This is a genomic window from Pseudoalteromonas sp. SaAl2 (genome assembly GCF_052947895.1).
Map to the genome: position 1 here is coordinate 2,758,582 of NZ_CM129605.1, position 18,254 is coordinate 2,776,835.

Consider the following 18,254-nt stretch of genomic DNA (forward strand, 5'->3'; position numbering starts at 1 on the left):
ACTTACACCACATCATCAACTACAGCGTCGGCAAAACTTGCCATTTGATTATAAAAACCGAGCGCACTTTGCAGCAAAGGTAAACTTAATGCAGCACCGGTTCCTTCTCCCAAGCGCAGAGCTAATTGCAGTAATGGTTTAACCTCTAAATGGGCTAACATTTTACTATGGCCTTGTTCGTTTGAGCTGTGCGCAAAAATAAAATACGCTTTTGCATTTGGATTAATTGTAATCGCGACTAAAGCCGCAGCGGTACAAATAAAACCATCAACGAGCACGGCCATTTGCTGTTCAGCAGCACTGAGCATGGCACCCACAATATGCACAATTTCAAAGCCACCAAGCGCTGCAAGCAAACTGATAGGATCATCTAGTTGAGTTTTATGTAAGATCAGTGCTTGCTCTACAACTTTTACTTTACGCGCAACCACCTCATCACTTACGCCAGTACCTTTGCCCACACATTCACTGGCATGGAGTTTAAGTATTGCCGCCATAATAGCGGCTGCACTGGTGGTATTGCCTATGCCCATCTCACCCAAGGCTAGAGTATTACAGCCACTCTTTTTAAGTTCTAATACAAGTTGTTTTGCATTGCTAAACCCTTGTTGTACCTGCTCGGTACTCATAGCCATGTGTTGATTCAACGGTTCGGTGATACCCCCTAAACGACAATCACGAATGTCCGTGTTGGGTACTTTCGTTAAAGTACCGCAGTCTGCCACTTCTAACTGCCAGCCTAGCTGATTGCAAAACACGTTAATTGCCGCGCCGCCAGCAGCAAAATTAGCCACCATTTGCGCGGTAACGTCGCTGGGGGCAATTGACACACCTTGCGCTGCAACACCATGGTCACCAGCAAACACGATTAATGTAGGCTGTTTTATAGCTGGCTGAAAATCTAAAAATTCACCTTGATTATCAATATCTTGACTAAAAATAGTCACCAATTGCTGTGCTAGTGGTTCAAGGAGACCCAGTGCACCAAGCGGTTTAGTTTTGTGATTAATTTTATCGCTTATCAGCGTATCGAATTGCCTATTTAGCGGTTTAACACAATGCATTATTAATACACCTTTTTACGAAAAAACAGCAAAGATAAAAAGAATACACTTCCAATGGCCGAGGTGATCACCCCGATTGGTAGCTCTTGATTGCTCATCACAATACGCGAAAGCACATCCACCCAGACCATAAATGTACCGCCAGCGAGTGCAGTCATAGCAAGGCCTGTTAAGGTTCCTTGAGATACGAAAAAACGTACTATATGGGGTATCATCAGACCCACAAAGCCAATCCCGCCACATAACGCCACCAAGAGCGCTGTAATTAACGAACTTAGCATCAACATTAGCAAGCGAAAGCGTTGCACAGGAATGCCTAAGGTCGCGGCACTTTCATCACCCAATAACATAGCATTGAGTTGACGCCTAAAACTCATTAATAAAATGATACAACTGAAGATGGCTAAAGCGGGTAACCAAAGTGCTTGCCACTGCGCTCTTGCAAAGCTACCTAAGGTCCAAAATAATATTGCGGTGATTGCTTGAGGATCGCTAAAATAAAGGAGTAAGCTGGTAAATGCGCTGAATAAAAACGACAGTGCAACCCCTGCAAGTAGCATTGTTTCAACCTGAGCAGACGCTCTACGCCCTGCAATAAATACCAATAGGCACATGGTCAGCATACTGCCCACAAATGCAGCCAGCGACATTGACAACCCAGCACTGATGCCAGTAAAGGTCATAAAACACACCACACCAAATGAAGCCCCTGATGAAATACCAAATAAATAGGGGTCAGCCAGTGGATTACGGGTCACGGTTTGCAAAATTAGCCCTGCAATTGCGAGTCCTGAGCCTGCTAAAAATGCCAATAACGTACGCGGCAAACGTAGCTGCCAAATTATCCGCTCAATAAACGAATCACTACCTTGGCCAAACCACTGTCCAATTACGCTGTGGTAAACATCAATAAACTTACTAGGGGCAGCTCCAAAGCTCAATGCTGCAAAAATACTCAGTACACTTAATACCACAGTTAGCGATAGCAATAGGTTATTTTTCAGCTGCATGAAGCTCTCCTGATTGATAACCATAAAAATACGTTATATGCGGAATTATTCGTTCTGGACTTTGCGGATGGCTAGATACTTGAGCGCACACGCCAAATACATCGCTGAGCATGCTCTCTGTTATAACCTGCTCCGGTGTGCCAGATACAACGATTTCACCGTGATCGATAACTAATAGCTCATCACACAGGCTGGCCGCTAAATTTAAATCATGAAACGATGCCAGCACTGTCACACCGAGAGACTTAGCTAATTCCATTAATTGGATTTGATATTTTACGTCAAGGTGGCTGGTAGGCTCATCCATAATCAAAAGCTGTGGTTTTTGTACTATGGCACGGGCAATTAAAGCTCGCTGCTTTTCACCACCAGAGAGCGAGTCAAACGCTTGGCTAGAGTGTTCTGTTAGACCGACTTGCTTAATAGCTTGAAGAATAAGTTGCTTATCTTCATTGGTAGTTGCGCTAAATAGCCGCTTGTGAGGGATGAGCCCAAGACTGACAACATCATACAGAGATAGATTAAATTGCGAGGGGGTTTCTTGCAAGACCACAGCAACCTGCTTGGCAAAATCATCAGCGCTTAATTGCCAAATATCATGTGCACCTAGCAGTACTTGACCACATGTTGGTTTATTAAACCGATAAAGGCAACGCAACAAACTCGACTTACCCGCACCATTAGGTCCAAGTAAGCCAATAAACTGACCTTGCGCAATGCTGATGTTTATTTTTTTTAGAATCGGTGTATTAGCAACAGTCCACGATAAATCGTCGACTGTGAGAAGCGCTGTTGGTGTCTGCAATGTTTATCTCTGCTAGCACGTGAAAACCCAATGCAGTAAACACAAGCTAATGCTTATGAAAAAAGATGAGTTTACCCGCTCAGTTATTTAAGTTGATTGTAACGTATTTAGTATCTGGCTTATCACTAATGTGGCTTACAGTTGCGGGAACAGCTGAGGACTTGCACCTCCTTCCTAAATACCCCTCTATTATGAGCGGGTGAGTTTATATTTCAATTAATATCTTTCTAGATGGCTAAAAACACCTTAGAAAACAATTTTAGGCCAGGCTTCACCTTGCTCATCAATATATACATCAACACAAATAAGAGCAGCATAATTGATTGAAAACACATTTTGGCTAATGAGCGACTCACGAGGGAGCTGACATAAAATAGCTAACAACTGCTTAATAACACCAGCATGCGTGATGACCAGGTGCGTTCCTGTATTTTGTGTACTGATCATCGTTAATAATTGCTGCCACCAAGTTTCAACTCGGCTATAAAACTCGTTCATTGACTCGCCATTTGGGGGAGTAATTTGCCAAGGGTTTTGCCAAAAATCTCCGATTGTCGGTGAGCTACCTTGTTGCCAAAGCATCTCATAGCTTTGCCCATCCCAATCACCAAAATCATACTCTGCAATTGCACTGTCTATATTGAGCGGAAGTTGGCGAGTATTAGCAAGCTTTTTAGCAAAGAGCTTACAACGATTTAAAGGAGAACTTATTACTGTGGTGATATCGCTCAGCCCAGCAACTTTATCGTCTAACTGTTGAACACCTTTTTTGCTCAATTCAAAGTCGCTACGCCCGGCTAACACATTTTGCTGTTCAAGTTCGCCATGGCGTAATAAATACACTTTAGTTGAGAATGGCTGCATAGCTGACCTAAATGGTGAATAGTTAATCTTTTAAAGCCACAAAAAAAGCGCCAAGGTGAAGGGCGCTTTTTAATCTAGTTTATTGAGATTATAAAATTTGGTTTTCTTTCCAAACTTGCTCTTTTTCCATGCGCTTTTTACGCTTGTCACATGGGTCATCACAATCACAAGCTTTATCAATACCTACGGAGCCTAGACCACCACAGCTACTCGCCATAGATTTTTTCTGCATAATCATGCCAATGGCCATTGCTGCGACAATTAAAATAAGTAAACCAAAAGTAAGAAGAAAAAGTGACATTGCTTAGCCCCTATTGTTCAGCAATTAAAAGGTGCTTGGCTAACGTAGCCAAGCTGAGTGTATTATAAACCGCTTTGTGCTCTGCTACAAATAGGGTTTAAATGCTGGGCTCGAATAAGTCACTAAACCATCCTTCGATTTAGCTATTAGATAGACCGCTAAGTCATTTTTTTCTGCATAGGCTTGAGCTTTATCCATGCCCATAATAGTCAATGCAGTAGCAAGACCATCGGCAGTCATTGCTGACGGATGTAATACGGTTACTGATACTAGATCATGACGACTTGGCATACCGGTAACGGGATCAATCAAATGACTGTAAGTCACACCATCCATTTCATAAAATATACGGTAATCACCCGATGTTGCCATGCCATTATTACCTGGCGCTAAAATATGATGTACTTTGCGTGTGCCTGGCTCTGCATCAGGTTGCTCAATCGCTATCCGCCAATCCTGATCGTTAGGCTTTTTACCTGCAATGCGCAGCTCACCACCAATTTCGACCATATAATTAGTTAGACCGTGACTTTCTAGCAGCTCTGCAACTTTATCTATACCATAGCCTTTTGCAGTGGCAGAAAACGAAAGCTCTAAGCCGTCAACCGTTTTTGCTAAGCCTTGCTCAGTCAGTTTTAATTTATCAACCCCAATTTTAGCAATCATGTTAGCTAATGCTTTGTCTGTTGGGCGCTTAGTTGGTTTTTTATCTGGACCAAAGCCCCATAAATCAATCAAAGGCCCCATTGTCACATCAAGCGTTTTAGTTGACTCGCCTAAACGAATCGATTCGCTCACCACAGCTCTAAAGTCACTGCTAATTGGCATGACTTCACCGGCATCTAAACGATTAAATTGGTTGATTTCTGACTCTTTAATATAAGTCGACATTGATAAGTTAATATCTTTTAGTAACTCGGTAATTTCAGGCAGTAAATTCAATGTATCGAGTTTTTCTTGCTTGGCAAATACTTTGATGTGATAGGTAGTGCCCATGGTTTTACCTTCAAGGTAAAGCTCTTTAGGCTCATCACTTTGGCCACAACCAGATATGAGTAAAGTGAGAGTAAGAAAAAATAAGGCAATTAATGCCTGCGGGTGAAAAACTCTATTCATGGCAGCCTACTTTAAATTTGAAATAAAAAAGCCTCGTAACAAGCATTGCTACGAGGCTGATATTCTAACCAAAACTAAACTGTTTTGGTATCAGTGTTAGCCACCAAAATCATCTAGTAAGATATTTTCGTCTTCAACACCTAAGTCTTTCAACATTGTGATAACAGCTGCGTTCATCATTGGAGGACCACACATGTAGAACTCACAATCTTCCGGCGCTTCGTGATCTTTAAGGTAATTCTCAAATAACACGTTATGGATAAAGCCTGTGTAGCCTTCCCAGTTATCCTCAGGTTGTGGATCTGAAAGTGCTGTATGCCATACGAAATTGTCATTTTCAGCCGCTAGGCCGTCAAAATCTTCTACGTAGAACATTTCACGTTTCGAACGTGCACCATACCAGAAGCTCATCTTACGCTTAGAGTTCAAACGTTTTAGTTGATCAAAGATATGTGAACGCATTGGCGCCATACCAGCACCACCACCTACGAATACCATTTCAGCATCAGTGTCTTTTGCAAAGAACTCACCAAATGGACCAGAGATAGTCACTTTATCACCTTCTTTAAGTGACCAAATGTACGATGACATTTTACCACAAGGTAAGCTTAAATCTCTTGGCGGCGGCGTAGCGATACGCACGTTAAGCATGATGATGCCTTCTTCTTCTGGGTAGTTAGCCATTGAGTAAGCACGAATTGTTTCTTCGTCTACTTTTGACTCCAGCTTGAAGAAACCAAAATGGTTCCAATCGCCACGATACTCTTCTGGTACATCAAAGTCAGCGTATTTAACGTGGTGCGCAGGGGCTTCAATTTGAATATAACCACCCGCACGGAACGGTACTGATTCGCCATCAGGAATTTGTAGCTTAAGCTCTTTGATGAAGGTTGCTTTATTATCGTTAGAGATAACTTCACAATCCCACTTCTTAACACCGAAAATTGACTCTTCAAGTTCAATTTCCATGTCGTTTTTAACATTTACCTGACACGCTAAACGACAGCCTTCACGGGCTTCACCTTTAGAGATGTGATCAAGTTCTGTTGGTAAGATATCGCCGCCACCTTCTTTGATGTGTACACGGCACTGACCACAAGAGCCACCGCCACCACATGCAGATGATACGAAAATACCTGACTCAGATAGTGCACCTAATAGCTTACTACCTGCTGATGTTTTAATGGCTTTATCTGGATCGCCATTTACGCCGATGATGATGTCACCGCTTGCAACTAACTTAGATTTAGCACCAATGATGACTAAAACTAGTAGTACAACGATAGCGATGAAAACACCAACGCCTAAGAAAATCTCATAACTCATGATTTATCCTCGCTACCTATTAAAGTGAAATACCAGAGAATGACATAAAGCCAAGACCCATTAAACCAACAGTGATGAAGGTAATACCTAAACCACGCAGGCCGTCTGGCACGTCTGAATATTTCATTTTTTCACGAATACCAGCAAGTAATGTAATTGCTAGCGCCCAACCTACACCAGAACCGATACCATAAACCACAGACTCGCCGAAGTTATAGTTACGCTCTACCATGAAAGATACCGCACCAAAGATTGCACAGTTAACTGTGATCAATGGTAGGAAGATACCTAACGCGTTATATAGTGCAGGGAAGAACTTATCTAATGCCATTTCAAGAATTTGTACCAGTGCTGCAATAACACCAATGAAAGTCAAGAAACGTAAGAAGCTAAGATCCGCTTCAGGGTAACCAAGCCACTCAAGTGCACCCGGTGCAAGAACCGCATGATAAACCAAGTTGTTAACTGGTACTGAGATACCCAACACCACGATAACTGCCACACCTAGGCCGATAGATGTTGTTACTTTCTTTGATACAGCAAGGAAAGTACACATACCTAGGAAGAAGGCTAGCGCTAAGTTTTCAATGAAAACCGCTTTTACGAATAAACTAATATAATGTTCCATTGTCTGCCCCTTACCCTTTCGCTTCTACTTGGTCTTTCTTATAAGTACGAAGTACCCATATGAATAAACCAATGATGAAGAATGCACTAGGTGGTAAAATCAATAGACCCATAGGTTGATACCAACCACCGTCTTGTACAAGAGGGATGATTTCAGCACCAAATAATGTACCCTTACCAAATAGTTCACGAATAAAGCCAACAGTTAGTAACACTACTGAGTAACCTAAGCCATTACCGATACCGTCAAGGAATGACATAAGCGGTGGCGACTTCATCGCATACGCTTCTGCACGACCCATTACGATACAGTTTGTAATGATCAGACCAACGAATACAGACAACTCTTTCGCCGTAGCATAAGAGAAGGCTTGTAATACTTGGTCAACAACGATTACCAATGACGCAATGATAGTCATTTGCACGATAATACGCACAGATGACGGGATCTGGTTACGAATAATTGAGATAAAGAAGCTTGAAAAAGCAGTAACCAACGTCAATGCGATTGACATGATTAGAGCATTTTTTAAGCTCGACGTTACCGCAAGCGCAGAACAAATACCAAGTACTTGTAGTGCGATTGGGTTATTTGCCAGTACCGGACCAAATAGGACCGACTTCATTTCTTTAGTATCAGCCATTATTTCAACGCTCCTTCACGTACTCTCGCAAGGAAAGGACCAAAGCCGTTATCGCCAGTCCAAAAGTCAACTGCGTGATCAACACCATTAGACGTTAAAGTTGCGCCTGACAAACCATCAATTTGATGATCGTTTTTAGCACCGCTTTTCACAACATCAACTGGTAGCTCTTTGCCACCCCATGTTGCAGTCCATTGTGGGTTTTGGATTTCGCCACCCAAGCCTGGTGTTTCATTGTGCTTGTAGAAGTTAATATCTTTAACCGTTTCGCCATCGCTTTCAAGCGCTAAGAAACCATACATTACACCCCAAAGGCCATAACCTTGGATTGGTAAAATAATAGCGTCTGTAGAACCGTCTGCTTTTTTAGAGATGTAAACAGGTGACTCTTTAGTCATACGCTGAATACCAGCGATGTCTTTAATGCCTTCTGCTTTTAACGCAAAACTAATTTTTTGGTCAAATTTACTTTTCTCAAAGTCAAAACTGTTAGGGTCAGTTTCGACAAACTCACCTGTACTCATATCTACTACACGTGCTTCGATTTTAGAGTTGAACGTATCAGAGATATTTTCAACTGCATCGATACCCGCTGCTGCTAAGATATTTTTCTGAATATCTTGCGTTTTGTTAGCTTGCTGTAATGGGCGAAGCTGAACTGAAGCAAACGATACGATGATTGCACACACTAAACATAGTGCAACAACAACGGTTAGCGTTTTGCCGATTGATTCGTTATTACTAGACATTACGTGCCAACCTCCGCTTGATATTAGCCTGCACTACAAAGTGATCGAATAATGGTGCAAATAAGTTAGCAAATAAGATTGCTAGCATCATACCCTCAGGGAATGCAGGATTGATTACACGGATCATTACTACCATCACACCAATTAGTGCGCCGTATGCGAATTTTGCTTTATCTGTAAATGCCGCAGACACAGGATCTGTCGCCATAAAGAACATACCAAAAGCAAAACCACCTAATACTAAGTGCCAATGCCAAGGCATTGCAAATACTGGGTTAGTATCAGAACCAATTGCATTTAATAAGAATGCAGTTGCAACCATACCCAAGAACACACCTAGCACGATACGCCAAGAAGCGATACGAACATAGATAAGGAATAAGCCACCCACTAACAACGCAAGTGTAGATGTTTCACCTACTGAACCTTGAATGAAACCGTAAAACGCATTCCACCATAGCTCCATGTTGCTAAAGTCTAGTGAACCAACAAACGCTTGACCTAGCATAGTTGCACCAGAGAATGAATCTACTGCGGTCCATACTGTGTCACCTGAAATTTGCGCAGGGTATGCAAAGAATAAAAATGCACGGCCCGCTAATGCAGGGTTTAAGAAGTTACGGCCAGTACCACCAAAGATTTCTTTCGCGATTACTACACCAAACGTGATACCTAACGCTACTTGCCATAAAGGAATCGTTGCAGGAAGGATCAAAGCGAATAACACTGACGTTACGAAGAAGCCTTCGTTAACTTCATGCTTACGCACTGAAGCAAATAAAACTTCCCAAAAACCACCCACAGCAAAGGTTACTGCGTAGATTGGTAAGAAGAAGCATGCCCCGTAAAACATTTTAGCGCCCCAGCCAGCCTCAGCGGTTAATTCACCACCAAATAACTGGAACAAACCAACTTGCCAAGAGTTTGCTAGTTCAAAACCTTGTGCTAATGCACCGGCGGCCTGATGACCAATATTGAACATACCAAAAAACATAGCAGGGAACGTCGCCATCCACACTAAAATCATCATACGTTTTAGGTCGATGTTGTCACGAACGTGTGTCGCGCCTTTATTTACATAGCCTGGGGTATAAAAAATAGTTGCAGCTGCTTCATACAGGGCATACCACTTTTCATGTTTACCACCGGCTTCAAAATGCGGCTCGATATCTTCTAGAAATTTCTTTAAACCCATCTCTCTAGCCTTCCTTCTCGATCGTAGTCAAGCAATCGCGTAGGATTGAACCATACTCGTATTTACCTGGACAAACGAAGGTACATAACGCTAAATCTTCTTCATCAAGTTCAAGTGCGCCTAATGAGATAGCACCATCTAAATCACGTGAGATTAAGTCACGTAATAAAAGCGTTGGTAAAATATCTAACGGCATAACACGCTCATAGTTACCAATTGGCACCATGGCACGTTTTGAACCACCTGTTGACGTTGTCATTTTGAATAAACGACTTGGCGCAAGGTGAGATAAGAAAGTACGTGTCACTGAGAATTTATCGCTACCTGGACGGATCCAGCCAAACAATTCTTTTTCGCGACCTTCAAGTAATACTGATACTTGAACATGGTAACGACCTAAGAATGCTTGAGGACCTGCAGAAATAGCACCTGATAAAACAGAACCAGAAATCACACGGTTATCGCCGTCTTCTAATTCGCCTGCAACTAAATCATCCAGTGCAGCACCTAGTTGAGTTTTCACTAAACGAGGGTTTTTAACACGTGGACCGGCAAGAGAAATAACACGATCTGTGTTGATTTCACCAGTAAGGAATAAGTGACCAAACGCAATAACGTCTTGGTAACCAATATGCCAAACTTGCTTACTTGCAGATACTGGGTCTAAGTGATGGATATGTGTGCCAACAAGGCCAGCCGGATGTACGCCACCAAACTCATGTACTTCTACTTGAGGGATTGATGAGCTAGGTACTTGGCTACCAGCTTGTTTACAAACAAATACTTTACCGTCAGTTAAACGAGATACCACAGCTAAACCCGCTTCGAATGCTTGCGCATTTTCGGCAATAATAACCGCAGGATCTGCAGCTAATGGATTAGTGTCGATAGCCGTCACAAAAATAGAGCTAGGATTTGCATCCACTGCCGCTACCTTGCTGAATGGGCGAACACGAAGTGCTGTCCATTGGCCTGACTGAATTAGTACTTCTTTGGCTTTTTCACGGTCTAAGCTTGAAAGCTCATCGGCCTTGAAAGAGTCAAAGGTGATTTGCTCACTGCCATTTACTTCAATAACGACAGATTGCAGCACACGTTTTGCACCACGATTAATTTCTTTTACTGTACCAGCAGCTGGGGCAGTAAATAATACACCTGGGTTCTTTTTGTCTTCAAAAAGTACCTGGCCTTTTTAACTTGGTCATCCACACGAACATGCATGGTTGGACGCATACCAATAAACTCTTCACCTAGCACAGCTACACGTTTGACGGCTGAGCCATCATGAATAACTTGCTGAGGTGCGCCCTCTATGGGTAAGTCCAGACCTTTTTTTATGTTGATCATACGCACTTGCACTACATTAACGGAAAGAAACTGAAAAATCGTACCAACCACGTCGCTTTTTGACTATTCAAGCAAATTCAAGATATCAAAGAACTGCCTGTTTAAGATACAAAGCAAGCAACGCAGTAAAACTCCTCACATATATTGCCCGAATTTTAACACCAATCAGGGTCACTATGCGAGTGTAAATATGAAATTTATACGACAGGAGCAGTAATTTAGCTCAATAGCTACATTTGAATAAAATTCAATATAGACCAAAGTGTAATTGCCCGCGAGTAAGGATGAAAATTAAACAGAAAATAACCGTAAATAAACTTAACAATAAATGACAGGCAATAAAAAAGTCGCCGTAGCGACTTTTTTAATTAACGAACAGAATTAGTCAATCATGTTTACAATGTGTGCAACAGGCTCTACGTCTTGCTCGTAATCAACGCTGTCGATACCAAAACCAAACAAGCGTAAAAACTCATTGTGATAACCCACATAATCAGTTAGTTCATCAATTGTTTCTGTTGTAACGCTATCCCACACAGTTTGAATACGCGCTTGCACATCATCTTCCAACTCTTTGTAGTTTTGGAATAAATGGCCGCCCTCATCAAAGCGTGGTGAATCACCATATAGGTTCTCGGTAAATAAACTATGAATTTGCTCAATCGTACCTTCATAGGTGCCATCTGCTTTCATCACTTTAAATAGTGCAGAAATGTAAAGTGGCATGATAGGAATGGCAGAACTTGCCTGTGTGACTACCGCGTTGAGTGACGATACATACGCTTCACCGTTAAGCGCTTTAGTAGATTCTTTTATCGCTACAGTGGCACGGTCTAAGTCTTCTTTTGCTTTACCAATTGTAGCATGACCATAAATTGGCCATGTTAGCTCTTTACCAATATAGGTATAAGCCGTGGTTTTGAAGTTATCAGCCAATACGTCGGCTTCTTTAAGTGCCTCAATCCACATTTCCCAATCTTCACCGCCCATTACTTTAATGGTGTTGTCGATATCGTCTTGGCTAGCTGCTTCTACTGTTATTTCATCAATTTCACGCTTTGACGTATTTAGGTTTTTAGTCGTCACCGCATCGCCAATTGGCTTAAGTGTAGAAGAATACGTTTCACCCGTATTTGGATCTGTACGACGAGGAGATGCAAGGCTATAAATAATTAAATCAACTTTACCTAAGTCAGCTTTAATTGTATCAATAGCTTTTTGTTTAATTTCGTTTGAGAACGCATCGCCATTAATATTTTTAGACCAAAGGCCAGCTTCATCAGCTGCATTTTGAAATGCCGCAGTGTTATACCAACCTGCAGAACCTGTTTTACGTTCAGTGCCTTCTTTTTCAAAGAAAATACCTAAGGTTTTTGCACCACCACCAAATGCAGCAGTAATACGCGATGCAAGGCCATAGCCTGTAGACGCACCAATAACTAGTACATTTTTAGGCGCATTTTTTAGTTCACCTTGCTGTTTTACATAGTTAATTTGTTCTTGTACGTGCTCTGCACAGCCTACTGGGTGGGCGTTAGTACAGATGAATCCGCGAATTTTAGGCTTAATGACCATTGATCATCCTATATCTATCTCAATAAAAATTAGCGCTAGTTTAAAGGCTAATTGTAAAAATACAGGTCTGATCAGTATTCAATACTCTCAGACCTGGCCGTTAATCTAATTTAGAGCCACCCAAACACGTTGGCGAATCAGCAACATTGCCTTCTTGCTCGCAAAACTCATCGGGGGTAAAGGTATGAATGGCCAACGCATGAATATGATTAGCTAATTCATCTTTTAAAACTTCGTTAATTTGACGATGACGTTGCAATAAACGTTTGCCGCTAAACTCCTCGCTGACGACAATAACTTTAAAGTGAGAATCCTCACCACGGCTGTGCATATGGCTTTCGTTAACTACATTAAGGTGTTTACAAGCAATTGCATCGGCAATTTTACTTTGTATTTGTTGCTGCATAGACATAAAACGATCACTTTAAAACAGATTTATTGCTCTACTATAACAACTAAGCTTGTAAATTGGCTAGTTGGGTTTTGGTAAAATATACCTAAACGTCAAACTGATACGAGGATGACCCAAGGTGGTTTGCTTTGCTATAGCATGTTGAAAATCTCGTTGGCTATGACCATGCATCACTAAACAACTACCACTTTGTAACTTTATTTCACTGATCTTATTACTGGCTTTATGTTTTAACTTAAGTGCTCGCTCTGCACCGAGTGATACACATACTATAGTAGGCTCAGAGCCAAGCTCTATTTCATCATCGCTGTGCCAACCCATGGTGTCATTACCATCGCGGTAATAATTAACCAATAGAGAATTAAAAGGCTGCTGTAAATGCTGCTCTAGCCGTTTTCGCATAGCCAACAATGCTGTAGGCCAAGGTTCAACAATTAATTTACTCTGCGAATAACCATATTCAATGTCATTATCACTGATAAAACATTGCAGCCGCGGAATAGGCCCTGTTCGGCCATATACTGTAGTGATGGGTTGTTGCCAAGGCAAGTTTTGCTGTAGATGATAAAATAAATCGAGGCTTTTTGCGCACTAAGCGCCCTTCTTTGATAAGAAAAGCCATTTGGTAACTGTTGGGGGTTGGCGTTTGGCCGTTGCATGTTAGAATTTACCTATCATTTGATTACTGATCACTAAACTATTATGACCACGCAAGCACAGCTCGGCGATACAACCTTTACTCTTGAACGTTTTCCGCTAGATCAAAAAAACCGTAGCTTACAAGCTTGGGACTCTGCTGATCAGTACCTTGTTGACTATGTTACTGAACATTACCCCGATTGTCGCTCATTGCTGATTTTTAATGACAGCTTCGGTGCTTTATCTTGTTACTTTAGTAAACAAGGATTAACAGTTTGTTCAGTCAATGATTCTTATATTAGCCATCAAGCTGCTGCGTATAACTTAGCTGAAAACAAAATTGCCACAGCGAATTTTAGTCAACTGGACAGTTTATCAGCGCTACCTGAAAACGTTGATTTAGTGCTTATAAAGGTGCCGCGCACGCTCGGGTTTATGCAATATCAGTTATCAGAACTCAGCGAAGTGCTTGCACCGGGCACTCCCGTTATTGGTGCAGGTAAAACAAAAGATATTCACAATTCGACCATTAAAGCGTTTGAGCATTATATTGGTGAGACCAAAACAAGTTTAGCGGTTAAAAAATCACGCTTAATTATAAGCCAAGCTACCGGAGGCTATAAAGCAGCTGACTTCCCAGTAAACTGGCCACTTGAAGGAACTGACTTTAGTATAAGCAATCATGCGAATGTGTTTTCACGTGACTCGTTAGACATAGGTGCACGGTTCTTTTTTAATTACTTGCCGCAATCGAGCAAAGCAAAGCGAATTATTGATTTAGGCTGTGGTAATGGTGTAGTAGGATTAATGACATTATCACGCTGCCCTAATGCTGAAATCACCTTTGTTGATGAATCTTATATGGCAGTCGAATCTGCACGACTAAACGTTGAACTCAATATGGAAGATAAGTTTGAACAGTGCTCATTTATCGAAAACGACTGTTTAACCGGGTTTGAACGTGAAAGTGTTGATATTGTTTTATGTAATCCGCCTTTTCATCAGGCACAAGCTGTGACCGACCATATTGCATGGCAAATGTTTAAACAAGCAAAAGATACCTTAAAAAATGGCGGAGAATTACGTATTATTGGCAACCGTCATCTGGATTATCATGACAAGCTAAAGCGCATGTTTGGCAATTGCCAATTACTTGGCTCAAATAAGAAATTCGTCGTTTTAAGTGCAACGAAAAATAATGGAATGCTATAGAAATGAAAAACTACATTTTACCTTGTTGTATTTTAATAGCCTTAGGAGGTTGCAGTAGTAGCCAACCGAATCAACTAATCTTAAACCCGGTATACCAAGGCGGGAAAATAAGCACTATTAGCCAAAGCCTTAGTACCAGTGTTATTGATTTACGTGGCGATCCAGCAACTCTAAAATTAATTACTTCAGATAAAACACAAACCATTGCCAGCCAGGGCATAACAGAATCAATTAAAAGTATTTTAGATAGCGCTTTAAGTCGTAATGGTGCCAGTATTTCTAATCTAGCGACCACACGCTTTGAGGTAGACATACATACGCTGCAAGCCGTTGTTACCGAACAAATGGTGACTCATACCAGTGATGCCAAAATAGAGTTAGGCGTTCGAGTCATCCGAAGCTCAAGCAACTTTAGTAAAATTTACCGCGGTAATGCTAATCTTGAAGGCCCGCTTGGTCACGATAGAGCTAAAATAGAAGGTCAGTTGAATAAATTGACTGAACAATTAATTACCCGCATGGTATCAGATCCTGAATTACTAGCATTTTTAGAAGGTTAAACATGAAACGTCTTTTTATATTCTGCGCATTTTTATTAATTAGCCAAAATCTACTGGCCGCCACAGAAGGCCGCTTTGTACAAAAGAACAATATGTTCCCACGTGTTGAAATAACAACGACGATGGGGAAAATCGTCATTGAAATGGACCGCTCTAAAGCCCCTATCACGGTTAATAACTTTCTGACTTATGTAATGGATGGCAGCTATAAAGGCACTGTATTTCATCGCGTTGAACGTGATATGGAAAACGATCGTGACTTTGTAATTCAAGGCGGTGGCTACGATAAAGACTATGAAGGTGTTTACGAAGGCGACCCTATTTTTAACGAAAGTGGTAATGGCTCTAAAAACGATATGTATAGTATTGCAATGGCTTACCAAGATAGACAACCTCATTCAGGCACGCGCCAGTTCTTTTTTAATATGGATGATAACGACCACTTAAACCCTGGACGTGAATGGGGCTTTGCGGTCTTTGGTACTGTAATGGATGGTTATGAAACGCTTGATAAAATCATGCAAGTAGAAACCGGTTTCAACGATAAAATTGGTTATGACTTTGTACCTAAAACCCCTGTGGTGATTTTAAATATGACTGTGTTAGAGCCAACGCCTTTATAAAATTAATGGGGCTGACAAATTAAAGCCCCTTGTATCCCTCTTTGCCAATGAAGGCGCTATGAAAAACAACTTATCTATTACTGAATATTTTTCTTACTTTAAAGACAAGCGATTAATTAACGTTTTCATATTTGGTATGAGCAGCGGTTTTCCATGGGTATTAATTGGCTCTGTGATGTCTGCATGGTTAAAAGATGAAGGTTTGAGCCGCAGTATGATTGGCTTATTCGGCATTGTTTTTGGTGCTTATAGTATTAATTTTTTATGGTCTCCCTTAGTTGATCGAATCAAACTCCCTCTATTATATAATTGGCTCGGTCAACGCCGTAGCTGGATCCTTTTTTGCCAAAGCTTTATTTTAATTGGCGTACTTTTATTAGCAGGGCTAAATATAACCGACCACTTAGCAATCGCAGCTGCTTTATGCTTACTCATAGCAATCGCATCTGCCACCCAAGATATCGCTATTGATGCCTTCAGGATTGATACACTCGAGGAAAATGAAAGTCACAAAGCCACAGCTGCTGCTGCAATGGCAACTTCAGGTTGGTGGAGTGGTTATGCATTACTCGGCGCGATCCCTTTTTATATGGCGGATATTCCGAGTATTGGTTGGCCGCAAGTCTATTATTTTTTAGCTGCTTTAATGCTCTTACTGATGAGCTGTGTATTTTGGGCAAAAGAGCCTAAATCAAATCGTGAAGCAGTCCATGCAGAACTTGAGCGCATCTATCAAGCAAAGCTTGCTGCTAATCATCAAGACTCACATTCAGCTAAAGTCGTAGCCTGGCTAGCGGTCACGGTAATAGACCCATTTAGAACCTTCTTTGCTCGTAACGGAGTTAAAACAGCTTTAGCACTGCTTGCCTTTATATTCTTATTTAAAATTGGCGAAGCATTTTTAGCCCGTATGTCGATTGTATTTTATAAAGAGGTCGGTTTTAGCAATACCCAAATAGCAAATTACTCCAAGCTTGGTACAGGATTAATTACCATTGTGTTTGCCTTTTTAGGCAGTATTTTTAACCATAAATACGGCATAGTTAAAGGCCTCTTTATAAGTGGTGTCGCGATGGCGGCTTCTAACTTAATGTTTTCTTGGATTGCAGTGGCAGGCCCACAAGAGCATTTATATGCTATGGCTATTGTTGTTGATGGTTTCACTCAAGCATGGTCTTTAGTGGCTATGGTGGCATTTATATCAATGCTCTGCGACCGTGCTTTTAGCGCAACACACTATGCGCTGTTAGCGTCTTTAGGAAATTTAGGTAGAACTTTGCTTTCGAGTTACAGTGGCGTAGTAATTGATGATTGGCTAGGTGGAAACTGGTCATTATTCTTTATTTTAACAGCATTAATGGTGTTGCCGTCGTTAGTGTTTTTATATCTTATTAGGCATAAATTGTATGAGCTTGAAAATAGCTATCACAACAATAATAAATAAAGTGTGAAAGCGCTTCCTTGCACTTACCTAAAAATTAATAAAGGAGACTAATAATTAATCTTCTTTTAGTAATCCTAACCCTTCATATGGGTCAACTTCTAACGCGTCACAATAGCGTAAAAATTCAATCACATCTAAACGACGCTCTTGGTTTTCAATTTTACCGATAAAAGAGTGCGGCGTACCAAGAACTTGTGCAAGGCTGCGCATTGTGTGACCCTTTTCATGGCGCTTAACTTTAAGCCATTTGGTCAACTTTGAGTTTTCTTCTGAAGAAACTGTTTTACCCATCATAAAAAACATCTCCTACTTAGATGATTTAAAATTAAATTAAGAATGAAATTTGCCCGTCTCACTCTTGGATACATTATATACTATAACTACTACTGTTGAATAAAAAATTACGAGCCGACTCCATTTCAAGCTTCGTATTTTTATCCCCATTCAATTATTGTAAAACAAACAATAAAGTAAATACTCGATTATTCGTTCCTCTTTAATGTATCAAATAATTTATGTAAATGAACCTATTTTACGACAAATTATTTTTACTTTTAAAATTAGTGATTTATGATGTAAACATGTAAAAATAAAGCGAGGAGAAAGAAATATGTTCCGGTTACTTTTTTTATTACCCATTACACTTTGCTTAGTTTGGTACTTTTTTCTTAAGAAAAATGGAGTTCCAATTAAACAAGGTAAAAAAGGCTTTATATACATTTTAAGCTTTTCAGCCTTAAT

Annotated in this window: 18 protein-coding genes, 2 pseudogenes and 1 riboswitch; of the genes and pseudogenes, 4 read left to right on the forward strand and 16 right to left on the reverse strand. The window is 40.9% G+C overall.

Annotation, left to right across the window (positions count from 1 at the left end):
• Positions 1-2: 2 nt before the first annotated feature.
• The 15 genes and pseudogenes from cobT to ACU8V8_RS13130 form a co-directional block, all read right to left on the reverse strand.
• The gene (gene cobT, locus ACU8V8_RS13060; RefSeq protein WP_446887799.1) at positions 3-1,064 is read right to left on the reverse strand and encodes a nicotinate-nucleotide--dimethylbenzimidazole phosphoribosyltransferase; all 1,062 of its coding nucleotides are present in this window, start codon (positions 1,062-1,064) and stop codon (positions 3-5) included.
• Positions 1,065-1,066: 2 nt separating this feature from the next.
• A complete protein-coding gene (locus tag ACU8V8_RS13065; protein ID WP_446887800.1) occupies positions 1,067-2,074 on the reverse strand; it encodes a FecCD family ABC transporter permease in 1,008 nt (335 codons plus the stop codon).
• Positions 2,058-2,879, reverse strand: coding sequence for an ABC transporter ATP-binding protein (locus ACU8V8_RS13070; RefSeq protein ID WP_446887801.1), 822 nt, complete (start codon positions 2,877-2,879; stop codon positions 2,058-2,060). Before ACU8V8_RS13070 ends, ACU8V8_RS13065 begins: the two co-directional genes overlap by 17 nt.
• A gap of 88 nt (positions 2,880-2,967) precedes the next feature.
• Positions 2,968-3,098: riboswitch (cobalamin riboswitch) on the reverse strand.
• A 27-nt stretch (positions 3,099-3,125) separates the two neighbouring features.
• On the reverse strand, positions 3,126-3,743 hold the full coding sequence (locus ACU8V8_RS13075) for a histidine phosphatase family protein (RefSeq protein ID WP_446887802.1): 618 nt from the start codon (positions 3,741-3,743) through the stop codon (positions 3,126-3,128).
• Positions 3,744-3,831: 88 nt separating this feature from the next.
• Positions 3,832-4,044 (reverse strand): (Na+)-NQR maturation NqrM, encoded by a 213-nt coding sequence (nqrM, locus tag ACU8V8_RS13080; RefSeq protein WP_087530980.1) that lies wholly within the window; start codon positions 4,042-4,044, stop codon positions 3,832-3,834.
• Between the two features lie 84 nt (positions 4,045-4,128).
• Entirely contained in the window at positions 4,129-5,160 is a 1,032-nt protein-coding gene (locus ACU8V8_RS13085) for an FAD:protein FMN transferase (protein WP_446887803.1), read from the reverse strand.
• Positions 5,161-5,256: 96 nt separating this feature from the next.
• Entirely contained in the window at positions 5,257-6,486 is a 1,230-nt protein-coding gene (gene nqrF / locus ACU8V8_RS13090) for an NADH:ubiquinone reductase (Na(+)-transporting) subunit F (protein WP_446887804.1), read from the reverse strand.
• Between the two features lie 19 nt (positions 6,487-6,505).
• Complete coding sequence (nqrE, locus tag ACU8V8_RS13095) at positions 6,506-7,114, reverse strand: NADH:ubiquinone reductase (Na(+)-transporting) subunit E (protein WP_016708692.1); 609 nt, start codon at positions 7,112-7,114, stop codon at positions 6,506-6,508.
• A 10-nt stretch (positions 7,115-7,124) separates the two neighbouring features.
• Positions 7,125-7,757, reverse strand: a complete 633-nt coding sequence (locus ACU8V8_RS13100) for an NADH:ubiquinone reductase (Na(+)-transporting) subunit D (protein WP_016708691.1) — start codon at positions 7,755-7,757, stop codon at positions 7,125-7,127.
• Positions 7,757-8,506: a Na(+)-translocating NADH-quinone reductase subunit C gene (locus ACU8V8_RS13105; protein ID WP_446887805.1), complete on the reverse strand. Its 750-nt coding sequence runs from the start codon at positions 8,504-8,506 to the stop codon at positions 7,757-7,759. Before ACU8V8_RS13105 ends, ACU8V8_RS13100 begins: the two co-directional genes overlap by 1 nt.
• Positions 8,499-9,701, reverse strand: a complete 1,203-nt coding sequence (locus ACU8V8_RS13110; protein ID WP_446887806.1) for an NADH:ubiquinone reductase (Na(+)-transporting) subunit B — start codon at positions 9,699-9,701, stop codon at positions 8,499-8,501. Before ACU8V8_RS13110 ends, ACU8V8_RS13105 begins: the two co-directional genes overlap by 8 nt.
• Positions 9,702-9,705: 4 nt before the next feature.
• Positions 9,706-11,048: pseudogene (locus ACU8V8_RS13115) on the reverse strand (Na(+)-translocating NADH-quinone reductase subunit A).
• Between the two features lie 381 nt (positions 11,049-11,429).
• Positions 11,430-12,623 carry an enoyl-ACP reductase FabV gene (gene fabV / locus ACU8V8_RS13120; RefSeq protein ID WP_446887807.1) on the reverse strand — a complete coding sequence of 398 codons (1,194 nt, stop codon included), beginning with the start codon at positions 12,621-12,623 and terminating at the stop codon, positions 11,430-11,432.
• 100 nt (positions 12,624-12,723) lie between these two features.
• Positions 12,724-13,035 (reverse strand): BolA family protein, encoded by a 312-nt coding sequence (locus tag ACU8V8_RS13125; protein ID WP_446887808.1) that lies wholly within the window; start codon positions 13,033-13,035, stop codon positions 12,724-12,726.
• 60 nt (positions 13,036-13,095) lie between these two features.
• Positions 13,096-13,694, reverse strand: a pseudogene (locus ACU8V8_RS13130) (alpha-ketoglutarate-dependent dioxygenase AlkB family protein).
• Between the two features lie 43 nt (positions 13,695-13,737).
• Between ACU8V8_RS13130 and ACU8V8_RS13135 the strand changes: the two are divergent.
• Genes ACU8V8_RS13135 through ACU8V8_RS13150 form a run of 4 tightly spaced genes read left to right on the forward strand, consistent with a single transcriptional unit; the run spans position 13,738 to position 17,513 of the window.
• Entirely contained in the window at positions 13,738-14,886 is a 1,149-nt protein-coding gene (locus ACU8V8_RS13135) for a methyltransferase (protein WP_446887809.1), read from the forward strand.
• A gap of 2 nt (positions 14,887-14,888) precedes the next feature.
• A complete protein-coding gene (locus ACU8V8_RS13140; RefSeq protein ID WP_446887810.1) occupies positions 14,889-15,446 on the forward strand; it encodes a YajG family lipoprotein in 558 nt (185 codons plus the stop codon).
• Between the two features lie 2 nt (positions 15,447-15,448).
• On the forward strand, positions 15,449-16,069 hold the full coding sequence (locus ACU8V8_RS13145) for a peptidylprolyl isomerase (protein WP_446887811.1): 621 nt from the start codon (positions 15,449-15,451) through the stop codon (positions 16,067-16,069).
• A 58-nt stretch (positions 16,070-16,127) separates the two neighbouring features.
• Entirely contained in the window at positions 16,128-17,513 is a 1,386-nt protein-coding gene (locus tag ACU8V8_RS13150) for an AmpG family muropeptide MFS transporter (RefSeq protein WP_446887812.1), read from the forward strand.
• A gap of 54 nt (positions 17,514-17,567) precedes the next feature.
• Here ACU8V8_RS13150 and ACU8V8_RS13155 read toward each other — a convergent pair whose 3' ends face one another.
• Positions 17,568-17,807, reverse strand: coding sequence for a helix-turn-helix domain-containing protein (locus tag ACU8V8_RS13155; protein WP_058560149.1), 240 nt, complete (start codon positions 17,805-17,807; stop codon positions 17,568-17,570).
• Positions 17,808-18,254: the final 447 nt, after the last annotated feature.